This window comes from Aliiglaciecola lipolytica E3 (assembly GCF_000314975.1).
In the GTDB taxonomy this organism is placed as follows: Bacteria; Pseudomonadota; Gammaproteobacteria; order Enterobacterales; family Alteromonadaceae; genus Aliiglaciecola; species Aliiglaciecola lipolytica.
In genome coordinates this window covers 181,884-203,771 of the sequence record NZ_BAEN01000022.1, presented here as the reverse complement: position 1 = coordinate 203,771, position 21,888 = coordinate 181,884, and the positions used below count along the sequence as shown (strand labels likewise).

Here is a 21,888-nt window from a genome sequence, read left to right as displayed (position 1 = left end):
AATGTCTTTAGTGTTACACTATGCTAATTGTAACCCAGCTAATACGACACAGCATTAAAAGTTGTGCATTGAAAGTGAGTCTTATATGCAAATGGAGCAACAATTAGCCCAAATTCAACAAGCCGTTGAAGATGTTTTGGCATTGGCCAAGCAAAAAGGGGCGAGTCATGCTGAGGCTAGCATGTCTAAAGTCGAAGGAATTTCCGTCTCGACGCGATTAAAAGAAGTTGAAACTGTCGAATTTACCAATGATGGTGGCTTAGGAATAAGCGTTTACTTTGGTCAACGAAAAGGCAGTGCTTCAACAGCTGATTTGAGTATCAATGCGCTTAGTTTAGCCGTAGAAAAAGCCTGCGAAATTGCAAAATATACCAGTGAAGATCCGTTTTCTGGTCCGGCGGACGAATCTTTAATGGCTTATGATTATCCCAATTTAGATATGTATCATCCTATTGAGTTAGACACTCAGCACGGTATTCAACAAGCTTTAATCGCAGAAGAAGCGGCGTTAGATTTCGATCCTAGAATCACTAATTCTGACGGCGCTTCTTATAACGCCAATATCGGAATGAAAGTCTATGGAAATAGTCACGGCTTTATCGGAGGTTATCCTAGTAGTCGTTACAGTCTCAGTTGTGTCGTTATTGGTGAAGATAATGGCGATATGCAGCGAGATTACAGCTACACAGTTAATCGTCAGGCTGATTTAATGACTTCAGCTGCACAAATTGGTAAAGAAGCCGCTGAATTCACATTAAGCAGATTAAATGCGCGTAAGTTAAAAACAGCTAAAGTACCGGTGATTTTCCATCGTGACGTCGCGGCCGGTTTATTAGGGCATTTTGTCAGTGCGGTGAGCGGTGGTAGTTTATTCCGTAAGTCGTCTTTTTTGCTCGACAGCTTGAACACTCAAGTATTACCTGATTGGTTTGAGATTCTTGAGCGTCCACACATTGCTTCTGGACTGGCAAGTTCACCATTTGACAATGAAGGTGTGAAAACTGAAGACATGACAATAGTCAGTCAGGGCGTGTTAAATCACTACCTATTAACCAGTTATTCTGCACGTAAGATGGGAATGCAAACCAATGGACATGCAGGTGGTATTCATAATTGGTTGATAAAGCACACAGGACATAGTGACCAAGCTCTATTAAAAGAAATGGGAACTGGATTACTGGTTACCGAGCTTATGGGGCAAGGCGTGAATATTGTGACTGGTGACTATTCGCGGGGAGCTGCGGGTTTCTGGGTAGAAAATGGTGAAATTCAATATCCTGTACACGAAATTACCATTGCAGGTAATTTAAAAGACATGTTGATGAACATCTCAGCTATTGGTTCGGTTGCTGAGACTCGCGGTAGTATTCACACTGGCTCTATTCTGGTCAGCAATATGCAACTCGCGGGAGGATAAGTTTAGCCTGAATTTGCATTTTGTTTAGACGAAGATGCAATTCCGGTTAAATTAATGTCTTCGATAGGGCCTGGTCGATAAAAGTAATAACCCTGCATATGCTTACACCCAAGTGTAAGTAGCAGGTTTTTTTGCTCTTCGCTTTCCACACCTTCTACCGTACAACCCACATTAAAACTAGTGCATAACTCTAAGATGGTTTTGACCACGCCTTGACTACGTATATCTATATGCAAATTGTGCACAAAGCTACGATCTATCTTTAGCGAGTCAAAGGCAAGCTTGTGAATATAACTTAGACTCGAGTAACCGGAGCCGAAGTCATCTAGTGCTACTTTAAAACCTTTTTGCTGTAATTCTCGAGTGACGTTTGAGCAGTGGTCCAGATCAGACATCATGATGGTTTCAGTAATTTCAAATTGCACTCGATTAGCTGGAACGTCATATTTTTGCAAAACTTGTGAGAGCTGTTGAATGGTGTCTGGACTAATAATATCGTGCACTGAAAGGTTAAATGATAAGAACATGTGACTTGGCCAACGTTTAAGGTCGGTTATCGCTTTCTCGAAAAGATATAATGTGATTTCAGTCACAATGCCGGTTTTTTCTGCGATTGCGATGAATTGTTCCGGAGGTATTTGACCTAATTCACTATGATGCCACCGAGCAAGCGCCTCTAAACCTACAATCTCATCATTAAATCCGTCAACTATAGGTTGGTAGTGCAATGACATCTGCTTGCTACTTACACTTTGTGTCAAAGCCAATTCCACTCGCGACTTTTCTCTAATTAAACGCTCATGCTCGTTATTAAAGATGATTGACGCACCTCGAGATTTACTTTTAGCCTCATATAACGCGAAATCAGCCCTATCCATCAGTTCTTCAGCAGTATTGCCAGCTTCAGGGTAGATTGCAAAACCGCAAGACCCAGAGATTTGAACGAGTCCAGTGCGCATTTTAAACGGTACTTGTAATGCCGTCGTTATGCGTTTTCCTAATGCATGAATTTCTTCATGGACCTCACTGTGATCAATGACTAGTGCAAACTCATCACCGCCAATTCTGGCGAGAAAACAATCTTCACTGAGTAGCTTACGAAGTCGCTCACTTACATCTGATAGCACGCGATCTCCTGCGGCATGACCATGTATATCATTAACAGGTTTAAAACCATCTAGATCGATTAAACCGACGATAAAAGAATGTTTGACGGTGTTCGATGCTAGCTTTCGGTTTAAGTGATTGGCAAAACTTCTTCGATTAGCTAACTTAGTCAAACCGTCCTGATTTGCTAATATCTCGTTTTGGTCGTTTAACTTTTGAGTGTGTCTATGTTGTTGTTCTAACTCTTGTTTAGCATTGATAACTAGTGAAAACGCACGGTAATAACTTAATGTTACGGTAACTAATACAATTGTCACCAAAGCGAAATTACTCGCAATCGCGATAAAAATCGGTTCGCCGGTAAAAACGAAAAATACAACAAACGGTATGCCTACTGAAATCGATATTGACCAAGCAGCAGCAGGTAAGTGAATTAGACATACAATGATGCCTATAACGGTTATCGACATGTAATAGATGACGTGGGAACGCAGTGCGAAATCCCCATAAAAATACAGGGTATAACTCCAGATTGAAAAACCTACCCCCATAATTACAGCAAATAACACCGTCATTTTTATTTGATGTTTTGCTTCTTTTAACGAAAAATTTTTATGCCTGAAACCGTACCATTTTAACGCACGAGTGATGCAGCCAAAACTTAATATCGCCGCCATATACAATGTCAGATAGTCAGGAGCAACACCATAGTGCGTATAAGCGAGCGCCAAAGAGTTGGCTAACAGAATAGAATAAAGTAGAGGTACTTTGGTGAGTAACTCTTCAAATTGCGCAAAAATAACTTGAGGGCTGCGTTCGCCACCATTCGCTTCTTGGCTGAGATATTCTAAAAGTCTGATAATTGCCTCGAAGTGCTAAAAATTACACATAGTAAAATGATGAGATTAAACGTAAAAAAGGGCTGTGACAGCCCTTTCGAATGCGTTCAAAGCATCAATCGCTACTCTTACATATCGACAGAGCCGCAGAAGCGATAACCTTCACCATGGATGGTAACAATCAAATCTTCTGAATTTACTTCCGATTCAAAATGCTTACGTATGCGACGGATAGTCACATCAACCGTACGGTCATTAGGACGCAATTCACGGCCAGTCATTTCCATGATTAATTGTTCTCTGGTAAGTATTTTTCCAGGGTTGCTCAAAAACAAATGCAATGCGCGAAACTCACTACGAGGCAAACGGAATTCATTTTGACTAGGAGATATCAAGCTGCGGCTATCACCATCTAGAATCCAGCCATTAAAGCTAACACGACTTGGTAAATCATCATCATCGTTATTACTAAGAGTTCTATTGAGTAAGTTTCTAGCTCTGATGGTTAATTCTCTTGGATTAAAGGGTTTAGTCAGATAATCATCTGCACCAATTTCCAATCCTAAGATGCGGTCAACATCGTTGTCTCTTCCCGTAAGAAAAATCAAACCGACATTTTTGCGGTCTCTTACTTCACGAGCAAGTATAAGTCCATTCTTGCCTGGTAAGTTGATATCCATCACTACCAGGTTGATGTTATTGTTTTCGAAAAAATCATGCATTTGGCTGCCATCTTCAGCCTCGAAAACGTTATAGCCTTCCGCTTCAAACAGGCTCTTCAATGTAGTTCGTGTAACTACTTCATCTTCAACAATTAATATATTAGGCGTCATTGTTTTTATCCGTTTTTTTACAATACATTTAGTTTACCAGAAAATATCTTGAAATCAGGCTATTATCCACTGAATTTAGCATACTTTAGTAGTCTCGCGCTGAATTTTACTGGCGAAACTTCGTACTGGTCCTTATTTATATAAATTCTTATCTTGTCGTACTCTTCAATCAAACTCATCAAGCCGCCATTCTTAATAAAAGACGCTGTCTCTCCAATAGTGACAATCGATAAGCTAGTTTGTTTCAATTCTTTAACTAAAGTTAATGATTCATTCACTTCATCAACAAAAATGTAGTGACAATGATGTTCAATAGCCTGTGATAAACTTTGCACTCGCTGTAAGTTTATATTTTTTTCACTTCGATCGATTAAACCCGCATTTTGCAACATTAAAAAATGTTTGTTTGAGGCATCTTCAATTAAACAAAACTTCAGATCGACGGGTTCGTTTTCCCACCGAGAATAGTTGATAACGTGGATAAAGAATGTTGAACGAATCGAGATTGTTGATACTTCGAAATCGTTTTTATTAGCATAAATTATCGTACTCCATGTCACTGTTAAGGCAACAATTATTCTTATTAACATCATTTATGAACTCTTTACCATAGTACTTGCGTTTACTTTTCTGACTGGAAACAGAATCGTAAACTCCACTCCTTTGTTTATTTCACTGGTAATCGTGATGGAACCGTTCAGGGCTTGGGTTATAAGGTTGTACACCAAATGCATGCCCAAACCACTGCCACCTTGGCCACGTTTGGTGGTCACAAAAGGATCGAATATTCGTTTTCTTAGGTGTTCGGGAATACCTTTGCCATCATCAACATAACGTATTTTTATTTTGTTATCGGTAATCATCTCCACATAAATATCGATATTGCCTTTTTGTATGAATTCAAAACCATGAATAATAGAATTCATTATGAGATTCATCATTATTTGGTTTATTGGACCGGCTTTTGTTTCAATGTATAAATCGCTAGGACAATGCACAGTGACTACATGATCATATTTTTTCAGCTTTGGACGCATCGACAACAAAATTTCATCCATTAGCTGAGAAAAACTAAATGTTCGGTTACTCTCGCTAGTTTGATCAACTGCAACTTGCTTAAAGCTAGAAATGAGTTCCGCTGCGCGATTTAGATTTCGATAGATAATGTTTAGGTTTTCCTGACCTTCGGAAATAAACTTGGATAACGTACTGGCCTTTAATGTTTTAGCATCGAATTCCTTTTCAATATTTTTAAGTCGGTCCAGCATCATTGTTGAGGCAGTCACGCCCAATCCGATAGGAGTGTTAACCTCGTGCGCTACACCTGCAACCATATCTCCTAAGGACGCCATTTTTTCATTTTGAACCATCTGCCGCTGAAATTGATGGAGTTTTTCAAGGGTTTCAATGAGTTCTTGATTTGCCTCTTTAAGCGCTACGGTGCGCAATTGGACTTTTTCTTCCAAACTTGCATGCAACTTCTGCTGTTCCATCTCAGCATTGTCTCTTTCTTGCAGGTAATGCTGCGTGCGATCGAGCATATCGTTAAACGCTCCACCTAATATATTTAACTCTTTGATGTTAGTATTTTCAGCTCGACTTTTGTAATCTCTTTGTCTCGAAATGCGCTGCACCAATGTAACTAAGTTTGTAATGGGATCTGCGAGTGCTTTTTGTAATCTTAAGGTCAGCAAATAACAGATGATTAAAATTACTACCAAAGCAGCTAATGTGGTTAAAATCGAACTAGCGATCAGTTTATTTAAGATATCAGCAGAAACCCTAATATAAACATAACCAAGTAGCTCATTGTTATTTTCTATAGGCCGAATAAACTCATAATGGTTATCAATTTGTACAGGTTTTTTTAACTCATCTATACGGCTCCACATGGGAGGTATAGGCAGTTGATCTGCTCGATTATAACTTGTGAAAAATGTTGGGTTTTGCCCCTCCACATATTTATAAATGTGAACGGCTTCAATGAATTTGGCTGCGCTTAAGATAGTTAGATTGTCATGCTCAACGATATCATCATCAAATTTTATACTTGTGCTAGCATTACTACCGATAAGTTCCGCATATACTAATACTTGTTGCGTTAACTCATTCTTATAATTTGTTATTTGATTAATCAATGAAATGCTTGACGTAACAACAAGGGCTAAAGTTGTAATTCCCATCACCACCCAAACAATGAGTGTTTTCAATGATATGTTTTTTACGCTAAATACCATAAAGTTTCGTCGGTTTCTAATTTAGGCTTTGGGCCGCTATCAATAATAGTGATATAAATTGGCTAAAAAGAAAACTTTTTGACGAATAAAAGTGAAAAGAATCAAAGACTATGGATTAAATACGTTTTTTTTACTACTTTCGTATAACTTCAAGTAGGGTTTTCTCATCGATATTTAATTTTATTGAGGCTTTATTCAAAGTCAAAATTTGCTCCACTTTTCCAGCGTCGTCACTTGCTTCTATGCGTAATGAACTAAAATCTGCCATACATATACACATCATTTCTCCTTGTTTAATGTCGTAATTAGCAACATCAACAGGTGAACGTTTATATAATATATTGGGACAAGCGCTATTACGCTCCGGCAATTGAATGCACTTGTCCGGTATTGCTTGCTGTGCAACTGCTGAAAAACCAATGCATAAAGCAATCGCAAAAATAAATAATCGAACAAATTTCAAAGTCGCCAGAGCGACCTTAGAGTAACTCAGCATGATTGATAAAGTGCCTCATATTCTAATGCTGCTTGATGCCAGGTAAATCGGGTATTCATGCCACGAATCTTCATTTCATTAAAACTGTCTGGATATTCGTAATAATGTAAAAGAGCGCGATAGATACAGCCAAGTAAAGCAGAACTATCCGGGCTTTCAAACACAAATCCGGTTGCTAAATCAGGTTGATGAGCTATATCAATAACGGTATCTTTTAATCCACCTACAGCACGAACAATAGGTACAGTACCATAAGCTAAACTATACATTTGGTTTAGTCCGCAAGGCTCAAACAGCGAAGGCATTAAAAAGAAATCACTACCTGCTTCTAACAAATGCGCTAGTTCAACACTAAAAGTTTCTATAAATATAAACTTGTCAGGATGAATTTGTGCATGACGATGTAATACTTCACTAATCGAAGGATCGCCTGTTCCAACAATTAATAGCTGAACATTGTGTTGCAGTAAATCTTCTAGTATCGGTAAGATATAACCGAACCCTTTTTGTTCCGTCAATCGGCAAACCATACCAATTAGCGGAACTTTTTGGTTTTGCTCAAAGCCTGCAGTTTCTTGAAGCTTTCGTTTACACTCCTGCTTTCCTGCAGGGTTGTTTGCGTCGAAATTGATAGGTATATATTCATCGGTTGCAGGGTCCCACTGAGTATAATCACACCCGTTTAAGATGCCTGAGACATCTTTCCTACGTGCAGAAAACTCGTTATACAGCATATGACTGCCTAAAGTGGTCAACAGTTCGTTAGCGTAATTTGGACTAACAGTGTTAATTTTATCGGCATAACGAATCCCAATTCGTAGGAAATTCAATGCGTCGCCATCGAGTTGGTTGTGTAATGCTGAATGATGATTCACAAAGGGTATTTGGTCGATTCTATGAGTACCATGAAAGGCACCATTGTGAATGGTTAATACTGTTTTACTTTGTGCAAAGAAGCCGCTGTTATCGATTTTCAAAAAGTATGGCGTTAGAGCTGTGTGCCAGTCGTTGCAGTGCACAACGTTGGGTTTAAACTCAATCGCTCGGCTGGTTGCTAAGGCCGCATCTGCGAAAAATGCAAAACGTTGCGCATTGTCAGCAAACGCATGATAACCATCCGTATAAAAACCATCTCGATGAAAATAATCGGGAAAATCCACACAAAACACAGGTATATCTTGTATATTAATTTGGCGTATATTGAATGAATAGGTGTTGTGATTTGAAACAATACTTTGCGACGCAACTATTGGAGCATCAAATTTTTCGGCTAGTAGTTTATAGTATGGCATTACTAAGATGACATCATGGCCTAGCTTTTTAAGTTCGATGGGCAAAGCCTTAGCTACATCTGCCAAACCACCTGTTTTAGCTAAATCTTCTACTTCGGAAACGACAAAAAGAATCTTCAATATATATTTCTCCAAATTTACACAACAGAGTATTGCGCATCTGCGTCTTCTAATATTGAGCAGATTACATGAGCAACAGTGTCGCTAGCAAGCGTCGAAAAGTGAGACTGCTAAAATTCAACACTGCGAATTAGCTATCTATTTTGTATATTAAATAACTGTATTCTATTTTTGGGCTCTGTAAAGGCTAAATTTCGACGTTTGTGCTAGTGTTGAAACCGAGTTTAACGATCCTTTAATAATATCAGGGTAGGGTAAAAAACGATTAGCAACCAACATTAATATGCCTTTTGGTCCTAATGCGAACTTTACTTGTTTGATAAACTGGTCTGTCACACTGTAATCAGTTTTTATACCCGTATGAAACGGCGGGTTTGTCAGTACAGTATCAAATTTTTGCTTAATTTCCGCAAGACCGTTAGAAGCTAAAACTTTACCCTGAAGGTTATTCGCCGACAAACTTAGTTGACTACAATAGGTTGCTACCGCACTAACATCGCATAAAGTTAAATTGATCCCAGGATTGTTTTTTGCTGCGAAACAACCTATTACGCCAGAGCCCGAGGCGAAATCCAAAACATTACCTGTAAGTTGTTCAGGTAAGTTTTCAATTAATAATTGCGTAGCGGGATCAAGAGCGCCAGCGCTAAATATACCCGGCATAAACGCGATCTTACATGTCGTTTTACTTACTTGAATATCTTCGTATTTTATAAAGGATTTGATGTCGAAGGTGGCGGTGTTTTCCAAAAGTGCGCAATACAGACTGCAATGGCGAGCTGAATCGATTTTATTTATGCGCTGAGAAACGTTTGCGAAAAGCTTATCTGCACTTTTAATCCCCGATTTATTCTCACCTACCAGAAAAATGTTGCTATTGGGCTTTACGCATGCAGCCATATTGGCAATTAATAAGCTAGCATGCTCTTTTGATTTAGGCATATATATCACAGCCCCATCAAATAATTTGCCTTCTGACTGCTCTATCGGATAATGGGCTTCAAAAACATGTTTTTGATTATTAGGGCATTGTTGATACACATCAAAAAATTGATGAAATCCATAAATGTCAGCGTTGCTCAGCGCTGAGAAAATATCGGCTTCTGGAGGATTAACAAATAGCCACTTACCGGTTTCAAATAATTCTTTGTTGCGCACAAGCACTTGGCTTGTGGTCGATAACATTAGCTCACTCTCTCAAACATCAAGTCCCAAACTCCATGGCCTAAACGGTGTCCACGTTGTTCAAACTTAGTTAAAGGACGATTTTCTGGTCGAGGAACATAATCGTCGTGTTGTGATAAATTCTTAAACCCTTCAGCTGACGACATAACTTCTAGCATATGCTCAGCATAATTCTCCCAATCCGTAGCCATGTGGAAAACCCCACCAATTTTTAGTTTGGCACGCAGCTTTTGCACAAAATCAGGTTGAATTATTCGACGCTTATGATGACGTTTTTTGTGCCATGGGTCGGGAAAGAATAGTTGCAATCGGTCAATACTTTGATCTGCAACACAATCAGCCAATACTTCAACTGCATCATGTTCAAATACACGAAGGTTACTTACACCTTGCTCGTCGGCCTCGGCCATACACGTACCAACACCTGGACGATGAACCTCGATACCAATGAAGTCTTTGTCTGTTTCGTTGGCCGCCATTTCGACTAATGATTTGCCCATGCCAAAACCAATTTCAAGGACTATAGGGGCAATTCGGCCAAACACCTGTTCAAAGTCCAGCTTCCCATCGCTATGTAACAAGCCCATGGTTGGCCAGAATTCCTCAAGGGCTTTTGCCTGTCCTTTAGTTAAGCGCCCCTCGCGCTTAACAAAACTGCGTATTTTTTGCACATACACGCCTGCAGCTTCGGCTTCTTCTTGAGTTTTAAACTGGCTCATGGAAATTATTTCTCTTATTTATTGAATTATTTTGCAATCTGGCCCGATATTTTACCTTAGATTAGACCGCTGCACTAACTAAACTAGAATGGTTTCCAAATGACTTGCTAATTTTTCTGGTTTAGTGAGTAGCATCATATGCGCAGTACTATCAATTTGATAAAAATTAGCTGAAGAAATCGACTCAGCATGTGCTTTTATTTGGATTGGATTGGCAACTTGGTCATGTTCAGCAACCACAAAATGAATTGGGAAAGGACTGTTTTCTAGTTGTTTGGAAATATCAGGTCTGGGTGTGGTGGACTGAATATGCGCTTTGAGCACACTAGGACCTAAATCAGCTTCCATGTCTTTAACGGGAGCGACTAATTCTGCATTATCCAATTCCGTTGATGTAAAGAACTGGGCTAATCTAGTTTTATTTAAAGCAACAGGTTGCTTCGCGTCAATCATTTTAATCAATGCCTTGCGCTGCTGAACCTCTTGTTCACTTAAACCATTCGGACAATAGCCAATCATCGTTAAAGACGCGACTTTTTCTGGCAATTGCATAGCCGCTAAAGCTGCTATGTAGCCTCCCATAGAAAACCCAACTAACTGAACTTTTCCCTCATATGCAGTTATGCGATCACAAGCCAGAGCCATCATTTGTTCTAACGTATCTGCCCATTGTAGAGGGACATAACTACGCTGAGCGATATTAAGTTTTCGCCATACTGGGATAAAAATTCGTTCGTCACAAAGTGTACCGGGGAAAAATACAACAGGCGTGCTTATTTCTCGCATCTTAATCATCTATTTAACCAAAATTCTTGTATGATCATAGCAAATCAGAACACCAATAACTGCTAATTAAAAAGCAGCAAAATAAAAAGAGCGTATGCACAATCCAAATCCGGAATCTACATTTAGCCACAAGTTACTCAACTGGTACCATCAACACGGTAGAAAAGACTTACCTTGGCAGCAAGATAAAACACCTTATCGCGTGTGGGTGTCTGAAATTATGTTGCAACAAACTCAAGTTAAAACTGTTATCCCTTTTTATCAGCGATTTATGCAAAGGTTTCCTAATGTCACGGCGTTAGCTGATGCGCCGATCGATGATGTTCTGCATCTCTGGACAGGATTAGGTTATTACGCCAGAGCGAGGAATTTACACAAAGCAGCGATAACCATACGCGACCAATTCGCTGGTGTATTTCCAGATGAGCTCGAGAGTGTGATGTCTTTATCTGGAATTGGTCGCTCTACTGCAGGCGCTGTGCTTTCGATAGCAAATGGTAAACATATTAGTATTCTAGATGGCAACGTTAAACGTGTTCTAACTCGCTACTTCGCTGTGCATGGCTGGCCCGGCACTAAATCAGTAGAACAGCAGTTGTGGGAATATGCCGACCAGCTAACACCCGCAAAAGATACAGGTTTGTATACGCAAGCTATTATGGATTTAGGGGCGACTCTTTGCACCCGTTCAAAACCCAATTGTGATGCCTGTCCTTTACAAACTACTTGTTTAGCTTACGCGCAAGGCAAGCAAGCAGAGTTACCTACCAAAAAACCAAAAAAAGCCATACCAGTACGAAACACGGTTATGCTGTTACCCATGTGGCAGCAGCAAGTGTTAATTTATAAACGTCCCGATTCAGGTATCTGGGGGGGGTTATTTGGTTTGTATGAAGTCGATAATGTGGAAGAGGCAAAGTTAAAAGCAGCCAGCCTTAACTTAGGTGAGCTATACATCGAACCGCTCACTGAATTTAGACATACTTTTAGTCATTTTCACTTAGATATACAACCTTTACTCATGCACCTTAAAACGCCTCCAGTTTCCGGCGTGCAGGAACAAGAATCACTTTGGTACGATCTAAAATCTCCTGCCAATGTGGGATTAGCTGCGCCAACCATCAAACTTTTTAGTACACTACGTAAAAATCTTTAACAGAAAATTTAGGATATATTGATTATGAGCAGAACAGTTTTTTGTCAAAAAATGCAAAAAGAAGGCGATGGACTGGACTTCCAACTTTATCCAGGTGAAATAGGTAAAAAAATTTACGACAATATTTGCAAAGAAGCTTGGGCCGATTGGCAGAAAAAACAAACGATGTTGATCAATGAGAATAAACTTAATTTGATGCAACCAGAATCGCGTAAGTTTTTAGAAGAGCAAATGGTAGGATATTTGTTTGAAGGAAAAGAACCTGACATTGAGGGATATGTTCCTCCTTCGTCTTGATTCGGACTAAAATAGTCACTAAATAATAGAAATTCTGCTGGCTTTTCGAACAAACGAACCAGAAAGATTAAAATAAATTAAAAATCGGTTGACTTGAAAGCCAAGAATCCGTTTAATACGCACCCACGGCGCTACCAAGTATACTTTTTAGCGTCGTACTTAGACGTAAAGTCAGTGCCTCGATAGCTCAGTTGGTAGAGCAGCGGATTGAAAAGTGCAAGCACTTCCAATCAGATTTACCAAAAAAGCTTTTGGAGCAATAGTTTTAAAGTTAGTAAGCACTTAGGTTTTTATTGCAAAGTTTTGCAAAGAGCACTAAAGCTTACATAGCACAGTTTTATGTGCCTCGATAGCTCAGTTGGTAGAGCAGCGGATTGAAAATCCGCGTGTCCCTGGTTCGATCCCGGGTCGAGGCACCATTATTCAGAGAGCCCTGCATGAAAATGCAGGGCTTTTTGGATCATGGACGATGGAAAAATACAGGTATACGCTGTTGTACCCCTGCGGCTGTAACGCGCGACACAATTCTCAGTCGAGGCTCCCTTCCTATTGGTGTCATCTATTTCACTAAATCTAAAGGATTATTTCTTTGCAAAGCGTGGTCGCTACTTTTCTCTTTTGCTATCTAAATCAACCAAAATAAAATCCGACTCATCCTCTACAGGAGTGAGCTTACTTACGACGTGATCTACACCGTCCTGAACGGGCTTCATTTTTCCAATTCTATATTTCTGGTTTGCCTTCACCTTCACATCATGAGCGATTAGTGCTTTAAGCGCGTCATAAAAGTTTCCACTATCTTCTAAGACTGTTAAGATTTTTTGATTGCTCGCAATCTGTTTTTCCAACTTTTCTACTAGTGACCGCTGCCGCTCTAGGTCGCTGACAGAACAAATGTCGTACTTTTCACCGAGCTTGTCTGTGAAAGCTTGCAATGAAGGCTCGTCAAAAAATGCTTGCCTATCTTCCAAATATTCCTTCACCTTTTTGTTGATAGGAATACGATCACGTTTGGCATCCTTTTTCTTTTGAGAAATTCGCTTTGTCCATCTGTCCCAATCATCCTTATCAATAACTTCTTTCAATGCATTAAGCAGAGCTTCTATCCATTCCATGGATTTGATTAACATCGGGGTTTCTTCATTGCTATTTCTTATATCTACCTTCAGCGCACCGTGTTCTTCTAACCACTTTACAAGCGGATGAAGCCTGTTTAATGCCTGTTTCGCTCGTATCTTCGGTTTTGAACCGGAAATATCCCCATCGAAGTAAGAGAGATAGTCTTGCAATTGGATAAAGAGTTGAGATTCTTGCTCGCCAAATTTACTCGAATGTTCGTCTATGAAAGCATTAGTTTCTTCATTCACGTTTATTGACACTTTGCATGTAGGCGGTACTTCCTTACCTTCACTGCAATGAGCCAGAAGATTCTCAATGTGTAGAATCCAAACATCAATATCTTTACTTCTTTTTCCTGCCATCACCAACCTCTTTAAGTGGTAGACTCTACCATTTATGGTAATCTAAGCAGAGAATAGATCAAGCCAAAAATTCTACAAATTTAGAGATTGATGGGTGGTACTGAGAATTATGTAAGCGGTAGTTCTGAGTAAAATGTTAGTGGTTATTCACATAATATTTTCCGAGATTTGGAAACTAGCAGTTGTTGATATTGCAAAAATTGAGGTTTCTATTGAGGCGCTACTCTGAGGTGTTTAGACACAATCAAATCGGTGTTTATCGTACATTCTAGAAATCTGTAAATAACAGTTGGGAATAGTAATTTAACGACAAGACGCGATGAAACGTGTGTCACATCTCTAACAGTATTACATGTATACAGATAACCAATATGACAATTAATAAGACTAAGACATCCAGCAATAACAAAGTTGAACGTACGTTTAAAAAGCATCGTTATGGCCGCAAAAAATGCAAGCTAGTATTGGCCGAAGAGATTAATTTTCAGATTAATAAAGTGCATAGAGATTCGCTGCTGGAGTATTACCTTTCCGATGATCCGCAGCATCGTATCGATATTGCTACCCAGCTAGTATCTGACCCATCATTCATCAAGCATCAGACCAATTATTTTCATAGACATATCGACACAGGTCACTTACTCGCAGTCGATATAGATAACTACGCTGCTTCATTTAATATTAGCTTTGCACGCGCAATTGCTATTGCGAAGCGATTATATGATGGCAAAGGACCTGATGGTTGGGTTGTTTCTCCTATTACGGACGTCAGAAAGCGCAACGGCGAATTTAAATACTACAGTCACAACTTCGAGATAAAGGCACACAAACATCAGAAGATCATTTTCCAGCTTGGTAATAATTCAATAAGTAAAAACGATTCTCGTCAGCATTGTCGTCTTAGGTTCTGTCCAAACCTAGTGCGACGCAGACATATTAAAAAGTTTTTCAAGTGGATATTTAAATCTTTCAAGACCGAACGAGAGCACGCAGTCGCCAATTCAATGCTGTTGTGTAATGATCTTGGCATACAGTGGCAAGGTATAGCTGGCTTTGCTCTCAATCACGATAGCGAAGCAGAGCGATGTGAAGTGCGTCCAGAAAACGCTTTGGCTAACAATGTTCCGGTAGAAACGGTTTACTTGATGCGTGGTGCGTATATTGGTGTGGATACTGATATGTTGTACGACCCAGTGCTCAAACTGTGCAACAAGACACTGAGCACAACGAAGAATGCTAACAAACGAGTATTGCTTGAAAACATCGCTATCGCAACAAGGTACGAGAGTAAATGGAGGTATCAAAGAGGTGATGAGATATACCGTTATGACGAGCTAGATAAACTGCCACATCCAATGGAGCGTGTTGACTTTATATCACCAGAGATATTCAGTGCATTACCTGAACGTTTAGCAAGACAACTGGTAATCCAAAAAACGCCCAGCATTTACGAGCATCTTAATAGAGAAGACACCAAAGTTGTCGTCAGAAGTGTCAACAAGCATACCCATACTATTCCACAGACAACGGTGGCAAAACTCAAATCGGCAGTCACTAAGCCGTTCGTACAAAGTATCCAGCCAGCGAGGTACTCCAAGTAACAAGTAGATCTGAGAAATGCGTGTTTGCTAATGTCAGGACCACTACAAAGCATCAATCAGAACAGCGGTTTAACTAAGCTATGGCTATGGCTTTGGACGAGTTTCCGGTTCAGACTTTATTTGTCGCGACAACAAGTTTACCTGAACTTTTATAGGAAATATTATGACTGAACCAGAATATGATTACGAATGCATACCATTAGTTCGCCCTGACATGCTTTTGTCGTTAGAAGAGCTTAAATGCTCATTAGGTGGACTAAAATTTCATTTAGATGAAATTTTTGAGTGTCTAGACAACGATGATTTTAACTGCACTGATGGTGAACTCAGTGAATATTTAGTAGAAGTAACCACTCCGATGTTGAGCCGAATAGCAGCTGAACTACTGGCGAACGGTTCAATGTTCTATTGTTCAATCGATATGCATGATCTCGAACATAAGTCAGAGCACTTAAAACCTATATATCGAAGCTTTGATATTTCGAGGTATAGCATCTTTGATGAGCGGTGGATGGATATGTTAACGAAGGATATTCCGGATATCTTTTTGTCAATGGGGCCGTCTAGTAGCTGGCAATCAGAAATGGACTGTAGTGCCAATTATAGTGTCTACCCTGAATATATAGGGGCATGCATAACAAAGTACGGGTTTGAGAAAACCAAAAACATGTTTGTGACCTGTTGGAAAGCGGGATTTAGAGCTCAAGTGTTTTCTAGGGCAATCAAAATTTATGAAGCTGTGGTTTTAAGAAGTAATGCGCTTTCAGAGAATGACTGGAGCTTTGACGAACACGTTATAACTTTGGATTTTGGTTCTAATGAAGAACGCCGTACCTTCGGAGATAAATGCTTTCCAGCGCAAAAAATCAATTTTCAATCCAATTATGATGTTTCACTTGGGGAGAGCATATTTCCTTCAGATAAGCACCAAAAAGTTGAAAGAGAATTGTTCGTTCACTTGCTAACCATGCTTGATCCCAATAATACATCAAAGATGCGGCTTGCAAGAGCATTATCAAAGCTGGTGTTAGAGGTGTGCGATGCTCGATTCGAAATGTTTGGGATCACGATTGAAAGTTCGAGGCTAGAGATTCATTTTAATCATTGATTTTTACATACTAAACAGGTCAAAAACAGCGGCAGGAATCCTTTGAAATAGGCGTTACATTATGGACATGGCTGTGTTCCAGCAGTCTCCAAATCCCACACTAAAACGCTTATTCAGGAGGTTCATATGGATGCACAGTGTCCGTATCAGCTGTATTTGGCTCGATTATCACCCAATAGCAGGCGGTCAATTCAGGCTCAGTTAGAAGGTATTGCTGATGTCATGGGTTGGCCGCTTGTTGATTTACCCACCAAACTTGCCCGTGTTGATTATGCACAGGCGCTTTCAATTCAAAACTCACTTCTACGCGAAGGCTTTGCACCACGCAGTATCAACCGAGCCATGATGGCGATACGAGGTGTGGTGAAAGCTGCCGTTATCACCAACCAAGTGGACCAACAGCACTATCTCAATCTTCAATCTGTTCCCAAAGTAAAGCATGGGCAGCATGCCGGCACGCCGCTTACGGTGCATCAGGTGCGAAAGCTATTCCGGCTGCTGGCACAAAACCGCACACCGTTAGGACTGCGCAACTATGCCATCTTCGCGGTGATGCTTGGATGTGGTCTGCGCAGGAGCGAAGTCGCTGACTTAAACATTGGGCATTACGACAAGGAAAAACGCACGCTGTTCGTAGCCCAAGGCAAAGGCAACAAGTCGCGCACTGTCTACTTGCCTGACTGGGTGCAAGTCACCATCGAAGACTGGATAGAGGTGCGTACTGACAAGCCTGGCTACCTATTCTGTACGGTAAAACGCGGTGGTCATGCGCATACCGCTAATCCTATTAACGGTGAACTGGTTTACTCGCTCGTTAAACGCTACTTCAAAGACCTAGGTTTACCTACTGTCACACCACATGACTTACGCCGAACCTATATCACCCGACTATTAGACCAAGGTGCTGACCTCAATACAGTCAGACAAATGGCAGGGCATTCGGATATTTCAACCACCGTCATTTATGACAAGCGTGATGACAAAACGATGCGCAACGCAGCAGATGAACTCAATTATGGTGATGCAGGTCTGCCGCTATGACGTCGCGCAATTTGGTATCCAGTGCTCTGCCTGCACTGGGCTCAAAGCTGGCTTTACGCCTGTTAGAAGTTACACCATCACACGTCGATTTTGACTGGCCTGCCACGTTGCCCAAGGTGATAGATAAACACGTGCGCTTTGCTAAGGCGGTAAAGAAACAGGACGTTAAAAAGGTACTGTTATCAAACCTTGCTTTATCACCTGAAGAGCTGCGGTTATCACGAAACGTCGATAAGGTTTGTGAGCTGTTTGGCCTAGCACATCCATGTAGCGAGATAATGCTGTTCACGATGCTTTTATCCATCAATGAAGGCTTCGCCAAACTTTACTCCGACATGGAATTTACCGTCCAGCGTTTAACTAACCAGCGTATCTTATGCCACATGTTCGAGTCGCGCATTGAGGCTTTACACGATGCACAGACGAAGCTCTTTGAGCTTGGTTTTGTCGACAGTATGGACATCGATAATCTATCGACCTTGGGACTGCCGTACTTTCTACGCAATGCGTTACTGACGACAACGATTAAGACAAAAGAGCAGTTGCTAGCACCACTGATGACGAGCAGCCCAGAGGCGCAGTTTGGTCTTAAAGACTTTGCTCATATCAACCATGATTTGGTGAGCGAGTACCTCAATGCCGCAATGGATAAACAGGTTTCGGGCGTTTCGCTTCTTCTATATGGCGCAAGCGGCAACGGCAAGACCGAGTTTGCCCGAACGCTCGCGAAAGTCACTCATCGTCAGCTTATCGAGGTACGTGCAAAAGACACCAAACAGACCGCTACGCAGAATGAATTCGGACACCCATTTGCCAGCGATGAACGGCTGCAAAGCCTAAAGCTGTTACAAACCTTATTGGGCTGTAACAGTAATGCCATGTTGTTAATTGATGAATGTGAGAGCCTGTTTGACCAAGCCGATACCCGATATACCAAAGAGCGGCTACAGCGGTTTATTGAACACACCCAAGTGCCGTGCATCTGGATTACCAACTATATCGACTGGCTTGAGCCTAGCTATATTCGACGGTTTAAGCTGGTGATGGAAGTCACCGCGCCGCCTGCGTCGCAGCTTGAATCCATTATCCAGACATCCAGTAAAGGCTTGCGTCTGTCCAAGACGTTCAAACATCAATGGGCAAAGACAGATAACCTCACGCCAGCGGTTATCGATAATGCCTGCCATGTTGCCCATTTGGTAAATCACTCAGGTAACGATGCCGAAAAGACGGTTATCGAAGTGGCTGAAAACACCTTAATCGCATCTGGCCTGTTGGAGTCTGTACCGCAATACCAAGGTGAGATGCCGTTTGATATGAGCTTGCTCAACATTAAAGGTCCTAAGTCGCGAATTCGCGACATCGACAATGCGATTAAATGCGATGCGCCTATTCGTGTATTACTTACCGGACCACCCGGCACAGGTAAAACCGCACTGGCTCATCATCTAGCCGAGGTCCACGACAAGGTAATTATCCGCGTCTCGGCATCGGATGTGCTCAGCAAATACGTAGGCGAAAGCGAACAACAGGTTTCTGAACTGTTCTATCGTGCCCATCGTGAACAGGCAATATTGCTTCTCGATGAAGTCGATAGTCTGTTAGCAAACAGGCAGCATCTAACCGCCCAACACGATGTTCAATTGGTCAATGAGTTGCTGACACAGCTTGAGTGCAATACACAGCCCGTGTTTGCCGCTACCAACTACGCAGCCAAGTTAGACCATGCGGTGCTGAGACGCTTTGATATCAAGCTTGAATGCACATACTTGTCAGTTAAGCAACTGCACAAGCTGTACAAGCAAACGCTTGGCATACGCGCTCTCACTCAGTCTGAGGCCTCTACACTCAGTCAGCTTAAGCATATTACGCCAGGTGATTTGGCAATCGTTGCCAGACACATGCGTTTTAACCCCAAGACGGACCACCGCACACAAGCACTCTCACTGCTTGTTGAGGAAAACCGTCGCAAACAACCTAAAACCCCAATCGGCTTTATAGCCAACTAAACCAACCTAGAAGGTATACAACATGACTACATCAGTATTGAGTTCGCTCAAGGTAATCGCTCGTCCTAAAATCGAGCCAAAGCCACCTGTTCTCGGCAAACGTCTCAAGCTTATTGAAAAGCTTGAGCAGCAAAAAGAAATGGCTGTCTGCATGATTGAGAACCGTCGTTTCGAAGCCTTTCGGGATAAGAAAGTCAAAAATCCCGAGACAGGCGAAGTCACCGTTCAGCGTCGACCTACCACAGTTAGGCCTTGGTATTACGAAAGCGACGACCACTACTATCTGGAAGTCAAAGTGAACAATAAGCCTATCGAGTTGCAAAAAGGAAAACCGTCGATAGATATCGGTGATAAGGCCAAACTGCCTGAGGTCATCGACACCATCATCAAAGCAACAGAGTCAGGTGAGTTGGATGAGTTTCTACTCAAACCTGCCGTGCCGAAGAAGGCTAAGTAATAGAGCACAGAGTGCGGAGCACGCTCATTGTGTTATCCGCTTCTGCTCATCGAGAAATAGGGTACTGCCGCAAAGATAGGTGCTTGGCTTACCTGCATACCAATAAATTAGCGTTTTTCAAACGAATTTAGCGCCGAAAAGCGCACATCACATTCAATCTAATACTCGAGGTATTTTATGCGTATTCATTACGATGGACTGGCTTTGCCAGTATCAACTAAATTTGTTCATGAACTTGACAACCTGTTAAGAAATAACAAACAGCACAGTGAGGCGGTTACTATTAATTTTCGAGATCCCAACTATTGTGCCAAGAGAGGGGGCTTTCATCCGGTCGAGATAAGACTCGAGCAACGCGACAACATGTGGCATTTCTGCTACATCACCGATTTTGCCTACATCGGTAGTGGCCCTTATGCGGAGCTGACAAAAGAGCTCGATTTTGATTTTCAGTCGGGTGTTTTTCAAAATCTATTCGGGGTATTCCCTATCGAACAGGCAAAAGATATGTATCAGATTTGGGAGGGCAACTTCTTGTATTACCTGCTTGAGTTAGAGGCTTTTACTGTGAGTATTTCCGATTAAACCCGGTGGCATTTCTGAAAACTGTAAACAGATAAGGAATTCTTAAACACAGTAAGGACAAGATTATGCCAAGAGGTTTTGACGATATAAAAATTTCCCGCAGACATGCAGCCTATGTCGTATTCGAAGGTTTTGAGCCTGGCGTTTACGCTACTTGGGAAGAGGTAGATGCTCAAGTTAACGGTTTTCATAAGAATAAACATAAAGGTTTTCAGAGCCTCGAAAAAGCAAGGCGTGCTTACAAGCGTTATCTAAAGGAAAAGAGAGCGATATCTAAAGCGAAATCCAAACCCAAGAAGCAGAAACCCATCAAACGGTCAGCCGCTATCGATGATGACCTTCCGCCTTGGGATTTCGATTAGCCTAAGAGGTTGCAACAATGGGGCGGTACAGAATGATTTGTGTCGTCCCTTTTCCTTTTTGTCTCGTCATTTCAAAAACGGTCGACAGACTTGAAATAATATCGGTAACTTTTGCAGCACCATAAGTTCTTGGGTCAAAGTCAGGCTTCGCACGTTTTAGGAAGCTACCAGCTGGGCCCGCATTCACCCATCCATCGTCATTTTGATAAAGCTCCCATGCTTTAAGAAGTGCCGGTATTAACTCCTCTGCACCATTGGAAGCATTAGTCTCTGTTTGCTTGGACTTTCCTGTTTTAGGTACTTTTCCGGCTTCAAGGTTTTCCGTAAAGATAAAGTCATCACAGGCATTCCTGAACGACACTGGCGTTTTCTTTTCACCTACACCAAAAACAAACTTCTCTGACTCTCTCAAACGAGATGCGAGTTTCGTAAAATCACTATCACTGGATACCAATGCAAATGCGTCGATTTTTTCAGAATAGAGTAAATCCATCGCATCTATGATCATGGACGCGTCGGTGGAGTTCTTTCCGGTGGTATAGGCAAATTGTTGAATAGGCTGGATGGCTAACTCATTGAGTGACGTCTTCCAGTTCTTCAGGGCTTCAACAGACCAATCACCATAGGCTCGCTTGATAAGTACATGACCGTGCGCGGATATCTCATCCAAAATGGCAGATAGCTTCGATAGTTGGGCGTTATCAGCATCAATGAGTACCGCTACTTTTTTATGAACATCCAAGTCTTTCATCTATTTTCC

21 protein-coding genes and 1 tRNA gene are annotated in these 21,888 nt (G+C 41.3%); 11 read left to right on the top strand and 11 right to left on the bottom strand.

Annotated features, from left to right (window positions below):
* Positions 1–85 precede the first annotated feature (85 nt).
* Positions 86–1,417: a metalloprotease PmbA gene (gene pmbA, locus GLIP_RS05415; RefSeq protein ID WP_008843583.1), complete on the top strand. Its 1,332-nt coding sequence runs from the start codon at positions 86–88 to the stop codon at positions 1,415–1,417.
* Between the two features lie 2 nt (positions 1,418–1,419).
* On the opposite strand, the gene GLIP_RS05410 is transcribed toward pmbA, so the two are convergent.
* From GLIP_RS05410 to GLIP_RS05370, 9 genes are all read right to left on the bottom strand, one after another.
* Positions 1,420–3,255 carry a putative bifunctional diguanylate cyclase/phosphodiesterase gene (locus tag GLIP_RS05410; RefSeq protein WP_153886270.1) on the bottom strand — a complete coding sequence of 612 codons (1,836 nt, stop codon included), beginning with the start codon at positions 3,253–3,255 and terminating at the stop codon, positions 1,420–1,422.
* Positions 3,256–3,491: 236 nt separating this feature from the next.
* Positions 3,492–4,196, bottom strand: a complete 705-nt coding sequence (gene arcA / locus GLIP_RS05405; RefSeq protein WP_008843581.1) for a two-component system response regulator ArcA — start codon at positions 4,194–4,196, stop codon at positions 3,492–3,494.
* 62 nt (positions 4,197–4,258) lie between these two features.
* Positions 4,259–4,789: a YfiR family protein gene (locus tag GLIP_RS05400; protein WP_008843580.1), complete on the bottom strand. Its 531-nt coding sequence runs from the start codon at positions 4,787–4,789 to the stop codon at positions 4,259–4,261.
* The gene (locus tag GLIP_RS05395) at positions 4,790–6,433 is read right to left on the bottom strand and encodes an ATP-binding protein (protein ID WP_008843579.1); all 1,644 of its coding nucleotides are present in this window, start codon (positions 6,431–6,433) and stop codon (positions 4,790–4,792) included.
* Between the two features lie 133 nt (positions 6,434–6,566).
* Positions 6,567–6,929 carry a hypothetical protein gene (locus GLIP_RS05390; RefSeq protein WP_040521912.1) on the bottom strand — a complete coding sequence of 121 codons (363 nt, stop codon included), beginning with the start codon at positions 6,927–6,929 and terminating at the stop codon, positions 6,567–6,569.
* Positions 6,923–8,341: a glycogen synthase GlgA gene (gene glgA, locus GLIP_RS05385; RefSeq protein WP_008843576.1), complete on the bottom strand. Its 1,419-nt coding sequence runs from the start codon at positions 8,339–8,341 to the stop codon at positions 6,923–6,925. Before glgA ends, GLIP_RS05390 begins: the two co-directional genes overlap by 7 nt.
* Before the next feature lie 165 nt (positions 8,342–8,506).
* Complete coding sequence (locus tag GLIP_RS05380; RefSeq protein WP_008843575.1) at positions 8,507–9,526, bottom strand: methyltransferase; 1,020 nt, start codon at positions 9,524–9,526, stop codon at positions 8,507–8,509.
* Positions 9,526–10,245 carry a tRNA (guanosine(46)-N7)-methyltransferase TrmB gene (gene trmB, locus GLIP_RS05375; RefSeq protein WP_008843574.1) on the bottom strand — a complete coding sequence of 240 codons (720 nt, stop codon included), beginning with the start codon at positions 10,243–10,245 and terminating at the stop codon, positions 9,526–9,528. Before trmB ends, GLIP_RS05380 begins: the two co-directional genes overlap by 1 nt.
* Positions 10,246–10,323: 78 nt before the next feature.
* On the bottom strand, positions 10,324–11,040 hold the full coding sequence (locus tag GLIP_RS05370) for an alpha/beta fold hydrolase (RefSeq protein ID WP_008843573.1): 717 nt from the start codon (positions 11,038–11,040) through the stop codon (positions 10,324–10,326).
* Between the two features lie 85 nt (positions 11,041–11,125).
* On the opposite strand from GLIP_RS05370, the gene mutY reads away from it, so the two are divergent.
* From mutY to GLIP_RS05355, 3 genes are all read left to right on the top strand, one after another.
* Positions 11,126–12,187: an A/G-specific adenine glycosylase gene (mutY, locus tag GLIP_RS05365; protein ID WP_008843572.1), complete on the top strand. Its 1,062-nt coding sequence runs from the start codon at positions 11,126–11,128 to the stop codon at positions 12,185–12,187.
* Positions 12,188–12,211: 24 nt separating this feature from the next.
* Positions 12,212–12,484, top strand: coding sequence for an oxidative damage protection protein (locus tag GLIP_RS05360; protein ID WP_008843571.1), 273 nt, complete (start codon positions 12,212–12,214; stop codon positions 12,482–12,484).
* A 343-nt stretch (positions 12,485–12,827) separates the two neighbouring features.
* Positions 12,828–12,903 (top strand) — tRNA-Phe (locus tag GLIP_RS05355).
* 186 nt (positions 12,904–13,089) lie between these two features.
* On the opposite strand, the gene GLIP_RS05350 is transcribed toward GLIP_RS05355, so the two are convergent.
* A complete protein-coding gene (locus GLIP_RS05350; RefSeq protein ID WP_008843569.1) occupies positions 13,090–13,965 on the bottom strand; it encodes a hypothetical protein in 876 nt (291 codons plus the stop codon).
* A 371-nt stretch (positions 13,966–14,336) separates the two neighbouring features.
* On the opposite strand from GLIP_RS05350, the gene GLIP_RS05345 reads away from it, so the two are divergent.
* From GLIP_RS05345 to GLIP_RS05315, 7 genes are all read left to right on the top strand, one after another.
* Positions 14,337–15,566, top strand: coding sequence for a hypothetical protein (locus GLIP_RS05345; RefSeq protein WP_008843568.1), 1,230 nt, complete (start codon positions 14,337–14,339; stop codon positions 15,564–15,566).
* Between the two features lie 163 nt (positions 15,567–15,729).
* Positions 15,730–16,674, top strand: coding sequence for a hypothetical protein (locus GLIP_RS05340; RefSeq protein ID WP_008843567.1), 945 nt, complete (start codon positions 15,730–15,732; stop codon positions 16,672–16,674).
* Positions 16,675–16,800: 126 nt separating this feature from the next.
* The gene (locus tag GLIP_RS05335) at positions 16,801–17,715 is read left to right on the top strand and encodes a tyrosine-type recombinase/integrase (RefSeq protein ID WP_008843566.1); all 915 of its coding nucleotides are present in this window, start codon (positions 16,801–16,803) and stop codon (positions 17,713–17,715) included.
* Positions 17,712–19,724, top strand: coding sequence for an AAA family ATPase (locus GLIP_RS05330; protein ID WP_008843565.1), 2,013 nt, complete (start codon positions 17,712–17,714; stop codon positions 19,722–19,724). The genes GLIP_RS05335 and GLIP_RS05330 overlap by 4 nt, the downstream gene beginning before the upstream one ends.
* Before the next feature lie 22 nt (positions 19,725–19,746).
* The gene (locus GLIP_RS05325; RefSeq protein ID WP_008843564.1) at positions 19,747–20,181 is read left to right on the top strand and encodes a DUF6641 family protein; all 435 of its coding nucleotides are present in this window, start codon (positions 19,747–19,749) and stop codon (positions 20,179–20,181) included.
* A 177-nt stretch (positions 20,182–20,358) separates the two neighbouring features.
* Positions 20,359–20,766: a DUF2787 family protein gene (locus GLIP_RS05320; RefSeq protein ID WP_008843563.1), complete on the top strand. Its 408-nt coding sequence runs from the start codon at positions 20,359–20,361 to the stop codon at positions 20,764–20,766.
* 65 nt (positions 20,767–20,831) lie between these two features.
* Positions 20,832–21,128, top strand: a complete 297-nt coding sequence (locus GLIP_RS05315) for an RNase H1/viroplasmin domain-containing protein (RefSeq protein WP_008843562.1) — start codon at positions 20,832–20,834, stop codon at positions 21,126–21,128.
* A 1-nt stretch (position 21,129) separates the two neighbouring features.
* Here GLIP_RS05315 and GLIP_RS05310 read toward each other — a convergent pair whose 3' ends face one another.
* A complete protein-coding gene (locus tag GLIP_RS05310) occupies positions 21,130–21,879 on the bottom strand; it encodes an NYN domain-containing protein (RefSeq protein WP_008843561.1) in 750 nt (249 codons plus the stop codon).
* Positions 21,880–21,888 lie beyond the last annotated feature (9 nt).

What these genes read in the sequence shown, in the direction of transcription:
- mutY (WP_008843572.1), top strand. Translation starts at nt 11,126, where the DNA reads ATGCACAATCCAAATCCGGAATCTACATTTAGCCACAAGTTACTCAAC.
- pmbA (WP_008843583.1), top strand. Translation starts at nt 86, where the DNA reads ATGCAAATGGAGCAACAATTAGCCCAAATTCAACAAGCCGTTGAAGAT.
- GLIP_RS05345 (WP_008843568.1), top strand. Translation starts at nt 14,337, where the DNA reads ATGACAATTAATAAGACTAAGACATCCAGCAATAACAAAGTTGAACGT.
- trmB (WP_008843574.1), bottom strand. Translation starts at nt 10,245, where the DNA reads ATGAGCCAGTTTAAAACTCAAGAAGAAGCCGAAGCTGCAGGCGTGTAT.
- GLIP_RS05325 (WP_008843564.1), top strand. Translation starts at nt 19,747, where the DNA reads ATGACTACATCAGTATTGAGTTCGCTCAAGGTAATCGCTCGTCCTAAA.
- GLIP_RS05395 (WP_008843579.1), bottom strand. Translation starts at nt 6,433, where the DNA reads ATGGTATTTAGCGTAAAAAACATATCATTGAAAACACTCATTGTTTGG.
- GLIP_RS05380 (WP_008843575.1), bottom strand. Translation starts at nt 9,526, where the DNA reads ATGTTATCGACCACAAGCCAAGTGCTTGTGCGCAACAAAGAATTATTT.
- GLIP_RS05335 (WP_008843566.1), top strand. Translation starts at nt 16,801, where the DNA reads ATGGATGCACAGTGTCCGTATCAGCTGTATTTGGCTCGATTATCACCC.
- GLIP_RS05360 (WP_008843571.1), top strand. Translation starts at nt 12,212, where the DNA reads ATGAGCAGAACAGTTTTTTGTCAAAAAATGCAAAAAGAAGGCGATGGA.
- GLIP_RS05340 (WP_008843567.1), top strand. Translation starts at nt 15,730, where the DNA reads ATGACTGAACCAGAATATGATTACGAATGCATACCATTAGTTCGCCCT.
- GLIP_RS05330 (WP_008843565.1), top strand. Translation starts at nt 17,712, where the DNA reads ATGACGTCGCGCAATTTGGTATCCAGTGCTCTGCCTGCACTGGGCTCA.
- GLIP_RS05390 (WP_040521912.1), bottom strand. Translation starts at nt 6,929, where the DNA reads ATGCTGAGTTACTCTAAGGTCGCTCTGGCGACTTTGAAATTTGTTCGA.
- GLIP_RS05350 (WP_008843569.1), bottom strand. Translation starts at nt 13,965, where the DNA reads ATGGCAGGAAAAAGAAGTAAAGATATTGATGTTTGGATTCTACACATT.
- arcA (WP_008843581.1), bottom strand. Translation starts at nt 4,196, where the DNA reads ATGACGCCTAATATATTAATTGTTGAAGATGAAGTAGTTACACGAACT.
- GLIP_RS05320 (WP_008843563.1), top strand. Translation starts at nt 20,359, where the DNA reads ATGCGTATTCATTACGATGGACTGGCTTTGCCAGTATCAACTAAATTT.
- GLIP_RS05370 (WP_008843573.1), bottom strand. Translation starts at nt 11,040, where the DNA reads ATGATTAAGATGCGAGAAATAAGCACGCCTGTTGTATTTTTCCCCGGT.
- GLIP_RS05400 (WP_008843580.1), bottom strand. Translation starts at nt 4,789, where the DNA reads ATGATGTTAATAAGAATAATTGTTGCCTTAACAGTGACATGGAGTACG.
- GLIP_RS05315 (WP_008843562.1), top strand. Translation starts at nt 20,832, where the DNA reads ATGCCAAGAGGTTTTGACGATATAAAAATTTCCCGCAGACATGCAGCC.
- GLIP_RS05310 (WP_008843561.1), bottom strand. Translation starts at nt 21,879, where the DNA reads ATGAAAGACTTGGATGTTCATAAAAAAGTAGCGGTACTCATTGATGCT.